Genomic DNA, 13,703 nt, shown 5'->3' on the forward strand with positions numbered 1-13,703 from the left:
CATGCTCCTTTTTTTGTATATACAGAGAAAAATATGAAAAAAGCGTACAAACGTTCTATCTTTTTAGAAGAAAATGTATTAAAATAAAAAGGTAACTAAGAGTTTTAGGGTGGGAGGTTCATTCCTTTTCATTGCGATTTTGCAACGAAAGGAGGTGAACCGAATGGATATTTTGATTCTCATTATTGTGGAAATCGTAAAGGCTGTAGTGCGAGAAGTCGTGACTTATTCGATTAAAGTCTTTGCTGATAAGAAACGAAAAAACGAGAAAACCACCCGAAAGCTCCGCAAAAGCAAAAAGGGTGGTCGTTCTCGTAAATAATTCTATTTTGCATGAACCAAACCCTTAAGGCTCGGTTACATAGAGGGCATCGATATTGAGAGTATCGGTGCTCTCTTTTTTATTTTATGCTGTTTGTTAGAATTTATACATACAAAGATGTTTGTCTTTATTTTATAACAGAGAGAATTAAAATTGCAAACACTTTAATAATATTTCAATATTAAAATCTCAATCACCCATAAATATCTGATAAATCTATCTATTATATTTTTTTATTTTTTATTTATTTTCTACAAGGATAACTAGATTTTATTTCCAAATTTAAGGCATACGATTGATGTAAAATTTATTTTCACATGAAGAGTTATTTTTTTTAGATGCGAGGGATAGTTACACATGAAAATGCCAAAATTCAATATGTCAAAAGGGAATATTTCTAAGAAAGGCTTGTGCGCAATATGTGCAGTTACGCTAGGCGTAGGAATATTATCAGGGTGTTCGTTTGACTCAAAAGATTCAAATCAAACAGAGAAAAAAGAGAGTATGTCTAAGGAAGAATTAGCAAAACAACAAGAATTGAAAAAGAAACAAAAAGAATTAGAAGAAGCAGAAAAAGCGAAGAAAGAATACCTAAAATTATATAAACAAACAGATGGGAAAGATTCTTCTAAAAAACCTGCGGTTCCTGTAAAAGCGGATGAAAAGGTAGCATATCTTACATTCGATGATGGACCTAATGAAAACACGAAAAAAGTATTAGAAACACTAGCAAAATACAAAATAAATGCTACATTCTTTGTTTTAGGAGATAATGCGGCAGAGCATCCTGAAACAGTAAAAGCTGCGCTAGAAGCTGGACATTACGTTGGTATGCACTCAATGAGTCATAATTTCAACAAACTATATAAACAAAAGCAGTTTGTTCCTGAAATGAAAAAAGAACAAGAGATTCTTTCTAGTAATGTGGGAATTACTCCACACTTAGTTCGTCCTCCATATGGTTCAAAACCAGGTTTAAAACAAGACATTAGAGACCAATTAGCTGCTTCACAATTCCATGTTTGGGACTGGACGATTGATTCATTAGATTGGACATATAATAAAAAACCAAAATCAGAATCAGTTCCTGCTATTGTAAATAACATATTAAAGCATGCAACAGGCAAACAAGAAATCATTCTAATGCATGACATTCACTCACAATCAGCTGCTGCATTACCAGCTGTTATAGAAGGTTTGAAAGCAAAAGGATATACATTTAAACCATACGATGAAAATAGCCACATTGAAATGAATTTCTGGCATGATAACCGCTTGTAAAGCGAATATAAAGAAGTTTCCAGTGTTTACTGGAAGCTTTTTTCATTGGTTCAAAGGCTATATTTTGTTAATTTTCATTTCATTATTTATAATGGATAGTAACACATAGATTGGAGGTAATTTTATGCTGAAACAAAGATGGCGTTTCACTGTAAAGCAAAATAATGACACTTATGGTATATATCGTGCCGAATACAATGATGGAACAGAAGAAGTATTTTTCGGTTTATTGCATAATGTCTTAAAAACTATTAATAACATTCCAATCGAAAATAAAATACTTTCAGGTGGTTCGTACGAAATTATTAGCGAATTCAACAGAGATGTACAGTTTCTCCGTGAGTTAAATGAAGATGATGTTCTTCTAACCGAAGTGTAAGATAAAATTCGAATTAATATTTAATATACATTGACTTACAAAACAAAAACACCGCTTATAGGGGAATCGCCAGCATTTTGGAAAAAAACCACGTTAAGAGTATGCAAGATTTTATACATTTTTTCGGCTCATTCAGTAACAAACGAGAACCTTAAAACCCACGCCAGGATAGGAATGTATAAAATGATGTATAGAATAATACAAAAAGAAAACGCACAAACCTAATTGTATCAAAGGTTTGTGCGTTTTCCTTGCTACCGATAATGAGACGTTATGTTAACCTCCTATGTATAAGATATACAAAGGAAAATCTAAGTAAAGCATCGAAGAAAATCACGAAAAGAGGGATACCAATGGAAAAATATTTTGAGGAAGCACATCGTTTCTGTTCTCGTAATAGAAAACTTTTAGAAAGGGATATTATATGTGGTTGTTTCCACTGCTTAAAAGTATTTAATCCTAAAGAAATAACAGATTGGTGGGAAAAGGAAGAAGATACAGCAGAATGTCCTCATTGTGGAATTGATTCGGTTATAGGAGAAAGTTCTGGGTTTCCCATCACAAAAAAATTTCTAGTAGAGATGAATAAGAGATATTTTTAAAGATTTATTGACTACCGACTTCGGTAGTTATGTAAATAAGCTGTCCATATGGACAGCTTATTTTATTTTTTTGCTTAGCGTGTTTTTTTCCGAAATGCTGGCGATACCCCTTATATGTAAGGGTGTTTTTGTTTTTATCTTTTAGTTAACATGCATGCTGTGTAGCCAAAAAGGGTGATTATCAACCGCCGGTATTACCATGAGAGGATTGTACTGAAATATCAACAATTGACTGTGTTTTCATCAATGTGCTTGTGTTGAAGAATACAGTAACAGCTAGTAGAGTTCCGATGAGACCAAAAGTTATTTTTTTCATTTTAAAGCCCCCAATGCATGATTTTGTTTGCTTGCTTGTACGCCTAAGTAAAAATAGCTACTTGCTTTGAAAGAGTTTTCTTCGTGATAGAATCGTAGTGCTAATTTCTCAGCGTATTCAATAACATATTCATATAATCTTTCTTTTTCGAAGTATTCAATACCTGCTTTTACAATTATTTCTAGTTCCGAACCTGGAATTTCTTGAGTAAGACCTTTTAGGATTTTAAAATGATGTTGATATTCTTCGTTTTTCAACTCTGTGCTAACCTTTAATCCTTCTTCAATTAATAGTAGAGCAATATCATTTTTTCCTAACTTTTCATACTCACATGCTTCGATGAACATTGCACGGTAATTTCTAGGTTGTTTCTCTATTACTTCTGATAAATAGCGTATCGCTAGTTCTGAAAGGTTTTGATTTGCATACATAAATCCTAAATTGTGACGAACATATAAGATTGCTTGTTCCTCATTGTGCTTTTGGAATATATCCATAGCAGAGATAAGATTCTCTTCTGCTAACTCGAATTCCCTTAAGTGAATACAGGCTAATCCATAGACGTTTTGGCAGTAACCAATATTTACTTCGTATCCATTGTATTTAGAATAAACCTCTTTTGCTTTAGAAACTTGTTTAAGAACTTCAACATATTGTTGATTATGGCAACTAAATGTAGAAAGTTTAAAATAAAACTCGGCGTGTTCCAGTTGGTCTGGAATGTGTTTTAAGCCACTTTCAGCTTTGTCATAATATTCTTTTGCTGCTTTATAATTACCGATTATATTTGCATGAATAGCTTTAAAGAAGTGGTAATAATATAACAAAGTTTCATCTGTTGTAATCTCAAAAGATTCAATTTCATCAAAACTGTCTTTCCCAACGCCTAAATTATCAACTAGGTATTGGTGACGGAATTTTAATAAAGAGTAATATAAAAGTATATTCTCCTCATTTGCTACATCTTCCATCTTTTTATCAACTTCATTTTTTAGTTGTTTAGCATTATGTATATTTCTTTTGCGAATTTCTGTGTGCCAATTTTCTAATAAAGACGCTAATTTTTCGTTCCCCTTCATTTGAACGTCCATAATATCCTCCTTTTTCTTACAAAGCTTTTATTATTCATAATCATAACAAGAATATAATATAATTTATATGGTATTTATTTATTTTTCAACAATTTTCTGATAATTTAATAAGAGTATGATTGTTTTGTCTATTTCTTTTTATGTAATTGTTATATGATATTGAAGCAGACGTTATATACTTACTTCCTAAAATATTTAATAAAGATTAAAAGCTTAAGAAAAATGAGATATTCTTCTTAAGTTTTTATATAAACAATATCAGGTTCTTTTCATAGAGCCGCAGAGAGGATGGGGAATGAGTTTGCAGACGACATTTAAAAGAGTGCCGATTGGGGAATTAAAAGTAAGTTCTGTTAGAGATGCAGTTATTGTAACGCAGCATCCGTGGTTTATGAGTTTATTAAAGGAGCATCATTTGTACTTCTTTAACGCGGAATTAGGTGCTATTACACCGATGCAATATCTCTTGTTCTATGAAACAACAAAGGAAGAAGATGGAGTTACAAATGAGAATCCTAGGCACATTGCTTATTGGGGGAAAGTAAAAGAAATTATTTATGATGTAAAACCAGTTGATATTATTCATATACCAGAACTTCATTCCATGACCAACGAACTTAAGTATTGGAATGAAATTAAAACGTGGAAAATGAATCACATTGTTTTATTAGAAGAAATCGGAGAATTTAAAACTCCGCTACCTCTTGAAGACAGTTACCAGGCACGATATCTTGTAAATAAAACAACTACATTCCCTAAACTAAGAGATGCGAATACAATAGACAAACTGTATAAAGAAGAGTAATGGTAAACAAGAAAAAGCCGCTAATCCTATTCAGAAATTAACGGCTTTTTCTATTCTTAAACCTTTTAGGCATGAACTTATCAATGTTAATTATCTCTATTAATGTATAAAAGTATATTCAAAGGGGATTGGGACATGCAATTGCAAAATTTAATAAAAAGAAAGAATTTTTGGACACTCATTATCAGTGTTTTAATTGGATTGGTAGCTGTGGTATCCATAGGGGTAAAATACGTAGAGTTGAAGAATGAAAAAGTCAGGATGGAAGCAAAAGAGGAAGAAACCAAGAAAGAAAATGAGAAAGAAACAGAACAAACAACAGTTGGTACTAATACAATATTTAATCTTGATTGGGAGACGTTTAAAAATCAATGGTATAACTACCTGAATGGTACCAATGGACATTTAAGTGTTATTACCGATATGGAAGAAAAACCAAGTGCATTTAGTATTCGTCATAATGGGAAAATTAGTAAGTCTTTGTTTGTTGGTGTAAATACGGATGAAAAGACCGGTAAGGTAATATACGCAGCGGTAATAGGAACTACAAATACAGATGTTGTTACAGCTTCTGCTAATTTAATCGCACTAACTGATTCATCCCTCACACCTGAGAAAAAGAAACAGATTATTCTACAGCATCTAGGTTTAGGGAATGGAAAAATAGAAACAGAAAAAATTCTTTCTTATTCTCATAATGGGATTACTTATCAAGCAGAATATGAACCAGCGAGTGGAGGTTTAGCGACTTTAACTGTTTCAGTTGAAAAACAAAATAAATAGTAAAAGTTTATGAAAGTTAGAAACACTTTGATAAATAATGCTGTATTATAAAAAGCTTTTGATTGCTAAATAAAATCAAAAGCTTTTTTGTTTTGGATGCATGTGAGTAAGATTACGATTTTAAGTGATAAAAGACAAAGACTTTAAAACTTGATAAGAAGTTATGAATAAGTGTTGTTTTTGTTTCAACAAGCAAGAAGTATTATAAGGGCTTAGAGTTAACCATAGAGTCTTTGTAAGAAAATCTAGATAATCAGACATTACCTTATTAAGTTTAGTGGGTTGACAGTATTTGTAAAAAATATTACGCTTGTTTTGTAAGATATAAAAATGCTTGAGGGGGAATTTTTATGTTGAAGAAATTAGTAGTTGGGGCATTAGCAACTGGTATTATGTTATCTAGTGCAGGTGTAGTAATGGCTGCAACACCTAATACTGAAAGTCCAAAGCAAGAAAAGGTGGCTAAAGCAGCGCAATTGGTTTGGCTGGTAAGAGAATATCCTTCTAGAGAGTCTATACCTAACACATTAACAGTGGATGGTATCAAGTATTACTTGAAAGACGCAGGACAACTAACGAGTGATAAATGGACAGCTTATTTTGAAGGCTGGAGTTATTAATTAAACTTATTTTTTATTTGTGTAAAATTATACAGCTGGTTTTTTAATGTTTAATGTTCTATTTTTTGATAACCAAATATTATTTTATTAAGTTTAATAGGTTGACAGTATTTGTAAATAAATGCTATGTTTGTTCTGTAAGATATAAAAATACTTGAGGGGGAATTTTTATGTTCAAGAAATTAGTAGTTGGAGCATTAGCGACTGGTATTATGTTATCTAGTGCAGGTGGAGCAATGGCTGCAACGCCTAATACTGAAAGTCCAAAACCGGAAAAGGTTACTATGGCAGTGCAATCAATTGAAAAGATTAGGAAATATGTAAATGGATATCCTTCTAGGGAGTCTATACCGAACTCATTTATAGAATCTAGTACCGGTATCACGTGGTACTTAAAATGGGCAACGGAAACAATGGATGGTAAATGGACAGCTTATTTTGAAGGCTGGAATTAATTAAATCTATTCATAATTTAAAAAAACCGTTAATTTCCGAATAGGATTAACGGTTTTTCTGTTTTTTAATATTTTAATAGCTTCAAAACTTGGTAAGAAGTAATAAAGTTTTCTATGATTCATACCCCCGCTCATTAAACTACTGCATTATAATCCAAAGTAATGCCTGAAGGCGCAGAGATTAATTTGAGCGATTCCTTATCGACATTTCACACAAAACCCTTATTAAGAAAAATAACGTGTTTAAAAGAAAGATAGAGGTATTATATAGAACGAACAATAACATATAACCATCCTTTTGAAATCTCACCTAATAAATGATTAATAGATTATAATATACGAAACGAACAAAGGGGTAATGATTACATGAACATTAAAGAACAAATTCTCAATGAAATCACAAACATATTTTCAAAGGACGATGAAACATTTGGTGAGCTCATTCCTTTTACAGAGAAAAAGTTTCAAGATGAAGTTGAAAAGTTTAAACAAAATCTATATGAATTTCTTCAAGAAGAACCTTTGGTGCAAAATTTAGAAAAAGCTGCTATCAAAAGACAAGAATACTTCCAACAAAGAAAACAAATGATGCATGCTTATCGTTTGTTATATGGTGGATGGAAAACAGATGGAATCAATACAATTGGTTATTATTATCTTGGCAATGACAATGGCGATACAATGAATGTATTTATTGTAAATGGTCAAATATATGAAGCCTTCACGAAAGATAAAATTAGTTTGAATGCTGTTTTATATCGTGTTCCGATAGAAAAATTCGTCGTTGAGCGTGTAGTGGAACTTTTCGCGAACAAAATACCTGGTGAATTAGCAGTGGATAGTGCGAGTGCAGAATCAAAACAATTCTTATCTTTGTTTGAATGGTAATTAGACTTTTATTTTCAAACCAAGCAATAAAAACTAATGCAAGAAGGTGAATTTTAAGATGGAAAAAATATCACAATCTATTCTTAATTTAAGGGATGAATATATCCAAAATCAATACGTAAATAATTATCAAGAAATTAACCGTGGTTGGTGTGTAGCTTTTGCAGAGGAAATAGAATCAATCTTTCAGAACTGTGAAGTTATTAGTAATGATTTCTTAATGAAAGATTTAGATGAAGGTTGGAATGGTAACGAAGATGACGATTGGGACATAAATCAATTAATGAAATATAATTCTCCTTCTCCCATTAACGTTCAAGAACTAAAAAACAAAATAAGAGGATATCATAGATGGATTTATTATGATGGAAAACACTTTGATGCAGAGTGTCCTTATGGAGTAAATAATTTGTTTGAACTACCATTCTTTAAAAGTCACTTAGAAGATAATTGATATACGATTAAATATCCTTGATTCTAAAGACTATAACAATACAATGCATTAGAACTACTAACAAATATATATAGAAAAAATACAATTGTGTAAACCTCTAGCTAACTAGGGGTTTTTATTATTTTAAGCAGGAAAGGTCCCTTTACGGAAAATACGTTTGAAATTGAAGTTAAAATCTCTGAAACACCCTGTATATGTTTATTAGCGAATGATATAATTGGAAATATAAAGAAAAAAATCAGTTATGTTTTGCGATTAGGGAAGCGATATAAGGATATACGACGCTATGCATAAAACAATAGACTTCACATCATAGAAGATACACTCTAACTATTAGTTTCAAACGATGAATATAGAAGGAGGAATTTTATGACTCGTTGTACAAATTGCTATGGAAAATGGAACGCTTTACAGGTATGGGCATTGTTCTTCGAAAGAGACGGTAAGGAGTGTCCATATTGCCTTAAGACTCAATATTTATCTGCGGATACATTGCAATATTTTAATGGAATTGATTTGAGAGGATATTTTATGTGGATGTTACCTGTATTAGCTACATTGAGTGACACAGACGAAACATGTAATGTGCTTTTTAAGGACAAATCAAATCCCAAATAAACCATAATATACACTGCTTTATAAAACCATTTTTTAAATAGGGCACGGTTAAGTACATAAGGTACTGTGCAGTATATGGGTAACACTTTGCATTACTTCGTGGAATATACACTCTAACTATAAGTTTCAAAAACTGAACTGAATATAGAAGGAGGAATTTTTATGACTCGTTGTGCAAATTGTAAAAAGAAATGGAATGCATTGCAGGTATGGTCATTGTTCTTTAAAAGAGAAGGAAAAGATTGTCCATATTGTCATAAAACTCAATATCTGTCAGCTGATACATTAAGGGCATTTGCAAGAGACGGATTAACTTTAACTCCAGTATTCTTGTGGATTTTCCCTATTTTCTCTAAATTGAGTAATAAAGATGAGAAAGACAATGTTATTAGACATAGTTTTAATAAAAAATAAAGCATATTACGCATAACTCTAAACTCGTGTTTTTTAAACGTATCAAGGTTTATGATTTCATGTTAATTCATTACATTATTATACTTAATACAGGGATGTTATTTCATCATTAGAATCATTAAGTAGAGATATTTAATTTATTAACAACAAGGAGGAGCAATATATGGCAGCAAAGAAAATAGAAGACCTTCCCGTTCATATGCAACAAATGTTAAAAGATATAAGAGAAAAATCCGAAAAAACACCTGGCAAAAAAACAAAAATGAAAGTAGAAGACCTTCCAGAAAGTGTTCAACACATCTTGAAAGTTATGCGAGGGGAGATTGAATTACCACCACGTAAACGTATTAAACCAATAGATTTCTATTCATATGAAGCTAAAGATGTTTTCCCAAACTCTCCTGATATGCAAAGATATTTTAATAAGATGAAAAAAAAGGAAATGGAACGTAGGAAATATATTAACGAAATTAAAAACAGATATTAAATAAAAGCTCTCCGGATTGGTATTTCACCCGTATCAAGGTCTAAATAAGAGAACGAGGAAAATGATTGGGACCTTTTTAGAAGTAGAACTGGTGATTATAGAAAATGATAATTGTGAGAACCTCTAGTTAACTAGGGGTTTTTATTGTTTTAAGCAGAAAAGTAAAAGGGAAATTACACCCAAAAAACAAAAATGAATTATAATTTTCAAAAACCCAAGGAGAAGATAAATATGAAAACAACAAAAACAATTTCAAAAGAATTAGTGAGCAATTTTTTAACGGAGAATGGATTAACTCGCGAGTTACTTCCCTTTACAGAAGATACATTTGAACATGAAGTTAAAACTCTTGAGAATGAGTTGTGCACTGTCATTGAAAACTTCTTTACTTCTAAAGAAGATAGTTCATCAACAAGAGCACATTCTATTGTAAAAAGCATTCAAGAGGCTGCAATCAAAAGGAATGAAGAAATAATCAAAAAGGATGAAGAAACAAAGAGAATAAAACAAAGCATCCATTCTTACAATATGGGACATGGAGGCTACATTCCAGATGAAACACATAAAATCGGATTTTACTTCCTTGAAAATAAAAATAGAGAAACAATGAATGTCTTCATTGTAAATGGTACAATTTATGAAGTTTTCATGATGAGAGATGGATTAGCAGCGTCTCCTTTATATAATATTCCTTTGGAAAGCTTTGAAATCAATAAAATTATTGAGTTTTTCGCAGATAAAGAAGCCGGGGAACTTATTTTAACGGAAGAAGAAGCGAACGAAGTATATCATCTATTTGATGTATTAAAATGTTAAAGGATATTACACCCTAACTTTTTCTCATATTTTATGTGTCGTTAACAAATATGGAGTAATGTATTAAACTAAACGAAAAACTAAAAGAAAATATCAAATGTAAAAGAGGAAAAGAAACAATGAACCAACAACAAATATTACACAGTCCATTTAACCTAGAGATTCACAAGAAAGAGTTTATTGATTACTTAGAAGTCATTATTGACGAAAACGGAACGATTATGTATGCCGTTCCTTCGCATCAAGAAAAATTGATTTCGATTGCATGCGATAAATTGAAAATAACAAGGGATGAACTAATTAAACGGTGCCCAGTAGAATATTATTTTGATGTGATGACTTGGTTATGCCAAGTATCTGATTGCGTTGCTTTATGGACTTCTAGAATGGAAGGAAAAGCGAATAAAAAACAAGAAGAAACAATTGAGAAATTAATTGAAGAAGATTTATATATTGGAAGAATATTTGTACAAGAAAATTCAAAAGTAATATCTCTCTTAAAGTAATAAGCATGAAAAATATATAAAAGCATATATAACGGAGGAGATAACAATGAATAAACATGAATTTGAAAAGTTAAACAAAATCCAAAAAGAAAAGGAACAGGTATTAACGATTGATGATTTAACAAATAAAGAGGATAGAACTTTACTGTATGGATATACTTGCGAAGGAAAAGCTCAGCATGTATACGTAAAGGATAATGCCATTTATACGGTTGTTTATAATTATGGTAATAATGCAGAGTATGTTGAGGTTGAATCGAATCAGGAGTATGTACCAGATAAGAGATTGTATCCAGAAAGATGTGATTTTGAATTCTGTAGTTTATTAAAACAAAAAGGTGTTTATTTGACTTTTACAACTTGGCAAGATGATATCAAAGAAGAAACATATTATGGACAGGTTATGGGTATCTAATATAGGTATTATATATAACTGAGATTCCAAAAACAGAATAAAACAAAATATATACAGAAAGCCCTTAATATAAGGGCTTTTATTTATTTTAAAAGTAAATTGCGAATATGGGGCATTACATTTCGTATTACTTGTTATATCATAGGGACTGAAAAGCACTTTAACATGAATTTTTGTAGATATAATCTACTTTTTTTATTTTCATTTTATCATCTCAAACTTGTAATTACGTAATTTTTACGGTATTGTAAATGCATAAATACAGGGGAAGAGGTGAAAATGCGTTATTCAAAATGAAAATTTTTCCTTTATCTACGCTATGTTATTGATGTTCCCCTTTTGTTTCCATATAATAGAAAACAAAGAGGGCTGTTATAACGTTACCGGAATATCCGAAGTTTGAAATCATTCATTTCCGTATAATAGTAAAAAGCTAGAGTTATACTCAAATACGCTTACCTGATTACAAAACAGTTCACTATTAAATTAACAGTATTTAAAACAGGGGGAAACAAATATGTCAATTTTAGAGGCTGATTTTCAGCTATGTGCAAATCAATTAAATCACATGTCCCAAAATGTTGATATGCATATGAGAGATGTTACTTCGGGATTACATACAATTTCACATAACATACAGGACGTGGCTTCGGAATTGAGCTCGGTTGCATATGGAATATCCGAGGTAAATGCTAGATTAGACATGCTGTTAAATGAATTTATTGAATTCCGAACAGAATCTTTCATCCAAAACGAAGTACGGAATAATCACTTGCAGCAAATAGAAATGACGTTAAAGAATCCAAACAAGACAGAAGCTCTAGAGCTTTTCCATACTGGAATCGAACTAATTCAACGTAAGCAGGTAAGATTGTCATTAGATTATCTTCTAAAAGCGAAACAATTAAACCCGCTACATTACAGAACTTATATTTACTTAGCGGCTGCCTATAGTTTACTTAATGAACATGATACTGCATTACAGTATGCAATGGACAGTTTAAGTCATGCCCCAACAGATTCAGATTTCAATTACAAAAGTACATCTTATCAACTAATAGGAAAAATTTATTATCATAAGGGACAATATGAAGAAGCATATAATTATGTGAATAACGCTTTACATATCTATCAGAATGCTAGTTTGTACTATGATAAGTCAAGATACGCTTCGTTAATTAAACGTACACAGGAAGCAGAGGACTATTTAGAAAAAGCTATTAAAGAAAACCGTGTATTCTTTAATTTGGCTTTGGTCGATACGGCGTTTGTATCTTTAGGAGAAAACAGAACGGTTTTACTAGAACGTATTAAGGTAGAAGCGCAGCAAACATTGAAGAATTATACAGCATCAATATCAAAAATAAAAATGCCTACACAAAACGAGGTACAACAAATCCTTCAAAGCTCTAACATGCTTGAAGACGGACTAATCAATATTATATCCTTTACGAGTAAAATGCCTTCATTAAAAGGTGTAGATTTAGTAATAGAAAAATACCGATATTGCCATAAGAATCTAAGCAAGGCAATGAGAGAATCTCAAGATTCTATAAACCATTACAACCAAACAATGAACTCTATATCTAAATTACTATCTTCAGAACACGAAGAGTTAGCAAAACAAATATCGACGTTACCAAATTACTGTGAGGGCACTTACGAAAATATTCAAAATGGTTTAGATAGAGCGGTTATGTTTAAGGAACACTTGCTGACTTTTCCAAATCGATTAGACGAAGTAATCCAAGCTTATAGAACTCACCTTATCAATATATTTAATGATGCCCAAGGAAGTAGAAATTCGTGGGTAGGAGGAAATGCAAGAACTATCGATTCTTATTGTCATGATTTAGATAAAGTTGACAATGAGTTAAAAACACTAAAAGATAAGTTTATAAAATTTAAACGCGTTCCTTTCTTTTCCGATAGAAAAAAAGAAATGGAGAAAGATATAATTAACAAAGAAATGCAAGTATTTGCATATGCTGCGAATGCTATGAGTATCAGGCATTACAAATATGGATATTCCTTATACCATACACGAATACCTCAAGTAATAGAGTTATACAAAACAGGAACTAAGTTAAAATAAATTCATGCCTATCTCTAACTTATATGATAAAGTACAGATAAAGCCCTTAATATAGGGCTTTTATTTATTTTAGAAAGAGATTTTTAATAAATGATAGGTAGGAATAATGGAAAAAATTGTGCAAATAATAAAATCAATTCTTATGGTAAAATGTATAGCAGTGTGTGTTAGGAGATTAATTTCTTTCGGAAATTAATCTTTTTTTCGTTTTTATCGCTAGGGTAAGATTTTTTTGAGGACAACAATGAATAGAGAAATTGAAGAAACTGAGATTAAAGAAAATAAAATTGTTATATTATAGGGAGTGTATTATTCAATTTAAGAAGTATCAATTTGGAAATCAATTTTTATCGTTA

19 protein-coding genes are annotated in these 13,703 nt (G+C 31.2%); 17 read left to right on the forward strand and 2 right to left on the reverse strand.

Annotation, left to right across the window (positions count from 1 at the left end):
* Window positions 1-163: 163 nt before the first annotated feature.
* The 4 genes from PDL00_RS04260 (at window position 164) to PDL00_RS04275 (ending at window position 2,584) form a co-directional block, all read left to right on the forward strand.
* Entirely contained in the window at window positions 164-322 is a 159-nt protein-coding gene (locus PDL00_RS04260) for a hypothetical protein (protein WP_270726767.1), read from the forward strand.
* A gap of 357 nt (window positions 323-679) precedes the next feature.
* Window positions 680-1,603: a polysaccharide deacetylase family protein gene (locus PDL00_RS04265; protein WP_270726770.1), complete on the forward strand. Its 924-nt coding sequence runs from the start codon at window positions 680-682 to the stop codon at window positions 1,601-1,603.
* 124 nt (window positions 1,604-1,727) lie between these two features.
* The gene (locus PDL00_RS04270) at window positions 1,728-1,982 is read left to right on the forward strand and encodes a hypothetical protein (protein ID WP_270726773.1); all 255 of its coding nucleotides are present in this window, start codon (window positions 1,728-1,730) and stop codon (window positions 1,980-1,982) included.
* Window positions 1,983-2,335: 353 nt separating this feature from the next.
* On the forward strand, window positions 2,336-2,584 hold the full coding sequence (locus PDL00_RS04275; protein WP_270726776.1) for a cytoplasmic protein: 249 nt from the start codon (window positions 2,336-2,338) through the stop codon (window positions 2,582-2,584).
* 181 nt (window positions 2,585-2,765) lie between these two features.
* Here the strand turns inward: PDL00_RS04275 and PDL00_RS04280 are convergent, their stop codons facing one another.
* Complete coding sequence (locus PDL00_RS04280) at window positions 2,766-2,900, reverse strand: hypothetical protein (protein ID WP_255301847.1); 135 nt, start codon at window positions 2,898-2,900, stop codon at window positions 2,766-2,768.
* A complete protein-coding gene (locus tag PDL00_RS04285) occupies window positions 2,897-3,991 on the reverse strand; it encodes a response regulator aspartate phosphatase (RefSeq protein WP_270726779.1) in 1,095 nt (364 codons plus the stop codon). Before PDL00_RS04285 ends, PDL00_RS04280 begins: the two co-directional genes overlap by 4 nt.
* A 295-nt stretch (window positions 3,992-4,286) precedes the next feature.
* Between PDL00_RS04285 and PDL00_RS04290 the strand changes: the two genes are divergently transcribed.
* The 13 genes from PDL00_RS04290 to PDL00_RS04350 all read left to right on the forward strand — a co-directional run bounded on the left by PDL00_RS04290 (window position 4,287) and on the right by PDL00_RS04350 (window position 13,347).
* Window positions 4,287-4,796: a hypothetical protein gene (locus tag PDL00_RS04290; RefSeq protein ID WP_270726782.1), complete on the forward strand. Its 510-nt coding sequence runs from the start codon at window positions 4,287-4,289 to the stop codon at window positions 4,794-4,796.
* Window positions 4,797-4,931: 135 nt separating this feature from the next.
* A complete protein-coding gene (locus PDL00_RS04295; RefSeq protein WP_270726784.1) occupies window positions 4,932-5,579 on the forward strand; it encodes a hypothetical protein in 648 nt (215 codons plus the stop codon).
* A 350-nt stretch (window positions 5,580-5,929) separates the two neighbouring features.
* On the forward strand, window positions 5,930-6,199 hold the full coding sequence (locus PDL00_RS04300) for an LCI family antimicrobial peptide (RefSeq protein ID WP_270726787.1): 270 nt from the start codon (window positions 5,930-5,932) through the stop codon (window positions 6,197-6,199).
* 170 nt (window positions 6,200-6,369) lie between these two features.
* Window positions 6,370-6,654, forward strand: a complete 285-nt coding sequence (locus PDL00_RS04305) for an LCI fold-containing protein (protein WP_270726789.1) — start codon at window positions 6,370-6,372, stop codon at window positions 6,652-6,654.
* 366 nt (window positions 6,655-7,020) lie between these two features.
* Window positions 7,021-7,542 (forward strand): hypothetical protein, encoded by a 522-nt coding sequence (locus tag PDL00_RS04310; RefSeq protein ID WP_270726793.1) that lies wholly within the window; start codon window positions 7,021-7,023, stop codon window positions 7,540-7,542.
* Between the two features lie 58 nt (window positions 7,543-7,600).
* Window positions 7,601-7,996, forward strand: a complete 396-nt coding sequence (locus PDL00_RS04315; protein ID WP_270726795.1) for a hypothetical protein — start codon at window positions 7,601-7,603, stop codon at window positions 7,994-7,996.
* Between the two features lie 369 nt (window positions 7,997-8,365).
* The gene (locus tag PDL00_RS04320; protein WP_270726798.1) at window positions 8,366-8,614 is read left to right on the forward strand and encodes a hypothetical protein; all 249 of its coding nucleotides are present in this window, start codon (window positions 8,366-8,368) and stop codon (window positions 8,612-8,614) included.
* A gap of 162 nt (window positions 8,615-8,776) precedes the next feature.
* Window positions 8,777-9,028: a hypothetical protein gene (locus PDL00_RS04325; RefSeq protein ID WP_098006472.1), complete on the forward strand. Its 252-nt coding sequence runs from the start codon at window positions 8,777-8,779 to the stop codon at window positions 9,026-9,028.
* 163 nt (window positions 9,029-9,191) lie between these two features.
* Window positions 9,192-9,515: a hypothetical protein gene (locus PDL00_RS04330; RefSeq protein WP_270726800.1), complete on the forward strand. Its 324-nt coding sequence runs from the start codon at window positions 9,192-9,194 to the stop codon at window positions 9,513-9,515.
* Between the two features lie 231 nt (window positions 9,516-9,746).
* The gene (locus tag PDL00_RS04335; protein ID WP_270726803.1) at window positions 9,747-10,331 is read left to right on the forward strand and encodes a hypothetical protein; all 585 of its coding nucleotides are present in this window, start codon (window positions 9,747-9,749) and stop codon (window positions 10,329-10,331) included.
* Between the two features lie 119 nt (window positions 10,332-10,450).
* Window positions 10,451-10,837 carry a hypothetical protein gene (locus PDL00_RS04340; protein ID WP_270726806.1) on the forward strand — a complete coding sequence of 129 codons (387 nt, stop codon included), beginning with the start codon at window positions 10,451-10,453 and terminating at the stop codon, window positions 10,835-10,837.
* Window positions 10,838-10,883: 46 nt separating this feature from the next.
* On the forward strand, window positions 10,884-11,252 hold the full coding sequence (locus PDL00_RS04345) for a hypothetical protein (RefSeq protein WP_270726808.1): 369 nt from the start codon (window positions 10,884-10,886) through the stop codon (window positions 11,250-11,252).
* 517 nt (window positions 11,253-11,769) lie between these two features.
* A complete protein-coding gene (locus tag PDL00_RS04350; RefSeq protein ID WP_270726811.1) occupies window positions 11,770-13,347 on the forward strand; it encodes a tetratricopeptide repeat protein in 1,578 nt (525 codons plus the stop codon).
* Window positions 13,348-13,703 lie beyond the last annotated feature (356 nt).

This window comes from Bacillus cereus group sp. TH152-1LC (genome assembly GCF_027710505.1).
GTDB classification, from domain to species: Bacteria; Bacillota; Bacilli; order Bacillales; family Bacillaceae_G; genus Bacillus_A; species Bacillus_A mobilis.

Excerpts from the sequence above, each read along its gene's own strand:
- PDL00_RS04325 (WP_098006472.1), top strand. The coding sequence starts at position 8,777 with ATGACTCGTTGTGCAAATTGTAAAAAGAAATGGAATGCATTGCAGGTA.
- PDL00_RS04310 (WP_270726793.1), top strand. The coding sequence starts at position 7,021 with ATGAACATTAAAGAACAAATTCTCAATGAAATCACAAACATATTTTCA.
- PDL00_RS04275 (WP_270726776.1), top strand. The coding sequence starts at position 2,336 with ATGGAAAAATATTTTGAGGAAGCACATCGTTTCTGTTCTCGTAATAGA.
- PDL00_RS04320 (WP_270726798.1), top strand. The coding sequence starts at position 8,366 with ATGACTCGTTGTACAAATTGCTATGGAAAATGGAACGCTTTACAGGTA.
- PDL00_RS04345 (WP_270726808.1), top strand. The coding sequence starts at position 10,884 with ATGAATAAACATGAATTTGAAAAGTTAAACAAAATCCAAAAAGAAAAG.
- PDL00_RS04350 (WP_270726811.1), top strand. The coding sequence starts at position 11,770 with ATGTCAATTTTAGAGGCTGATTTTCAGCTATGTGCAAATCAATTAAAT.
- PDL00_RS04265 (WP_270726770.1), top strand. The coding sequence starts at position 680 with ATGAAAATGCCAAAATTCAATATGTCAAAAGGGAATATTTCTAAGAAA.
- PDL00_RS04260 (WP_270726767.1), top strand. The coding sequence starts at position 164 with ATGGATATTTTGATTCTCATTATTGTGGAAATCGTAAAGGCTGTAGTG.
- PDL00_RS04280 (WP_255301847.1), bottom strand. The coding sequence starts at position 2,900 with ATGAAAAAAATAACTTTTGGTCTCATCGGAACTCTACTAGCTGTTACT.
- PDL00_RS04285 (WP_270726779.1), bottom strand. The coding sequence starts at position 3,991 with ATGGACGTTCAAATGAAGGGGAACGAAAAATTAGCGTCTTTATTAGAA.
- PDL00_RS04335 (WP_270726803.1), top strand. The coding sequence starts at position 9,747 with ATGAAAACAACAAAAACAATTTCAAAAGAATTAGTGAGCAATTTTTTA.
- PDL00_RS04340 (WP_270726806.1), top strand. The coding sequence starts at position 10,451 with ATGAACCAACAACAAATATTACACAGTCCATTTAACCTAGAGATTCAC.
- PDL00_RS04305 (WP_270726789.1), top strand. The coding sequence starts at position 6,370 with ATGTTCAAGAAATTAGTAGTTGGAGCATTAGCGACTGGTATTATGTTA.
- PDL00_RS04330 (WP_270726800.1), top strand. The coding sequence starts at position 9,192 with ATGGCAGCAAAGAAAATAGAAGACCTTCCCGTTCATATGCAACAAATG.
- PDL00_RS04300 (WP_270726787.1), top strand. The coding sequence starts at position 5,930 with ATGTTGAAGAAATTAGTAGTTGGGGCATTAGCAACTGGTATTATGTTA.
- PDL00_RS04315 (WP_270726795.1), top strand. The coding sequence starts at position 7,601 with ATGGAAAAAATATCACAATCTATTCTTAATTTAAGGGATGAATATATC.
- PDL00_RS04295 (WP_270726784.1), top strand. The coding sequence starts at position 4,932 with ATGCAATTGCAAAATTTAATAAAAAGAAAGAATTTTTGGACACTCATT.
- PDL00_RS04290 (WP_270726782.1), top strand. The coding sequence starts at position 4,287 with ATGAGTTTGCAGACGACATTTAAAAGAGTGCCGATTGGGGAATTAAAA.
- PDL00_RS04270 (WP_270726773.1), top strand. The coding sequence starts at position 1,728 with ATGCTGAAACAAAGATGGCGTTTCACTGTAAAGCAAAATAATGACACT.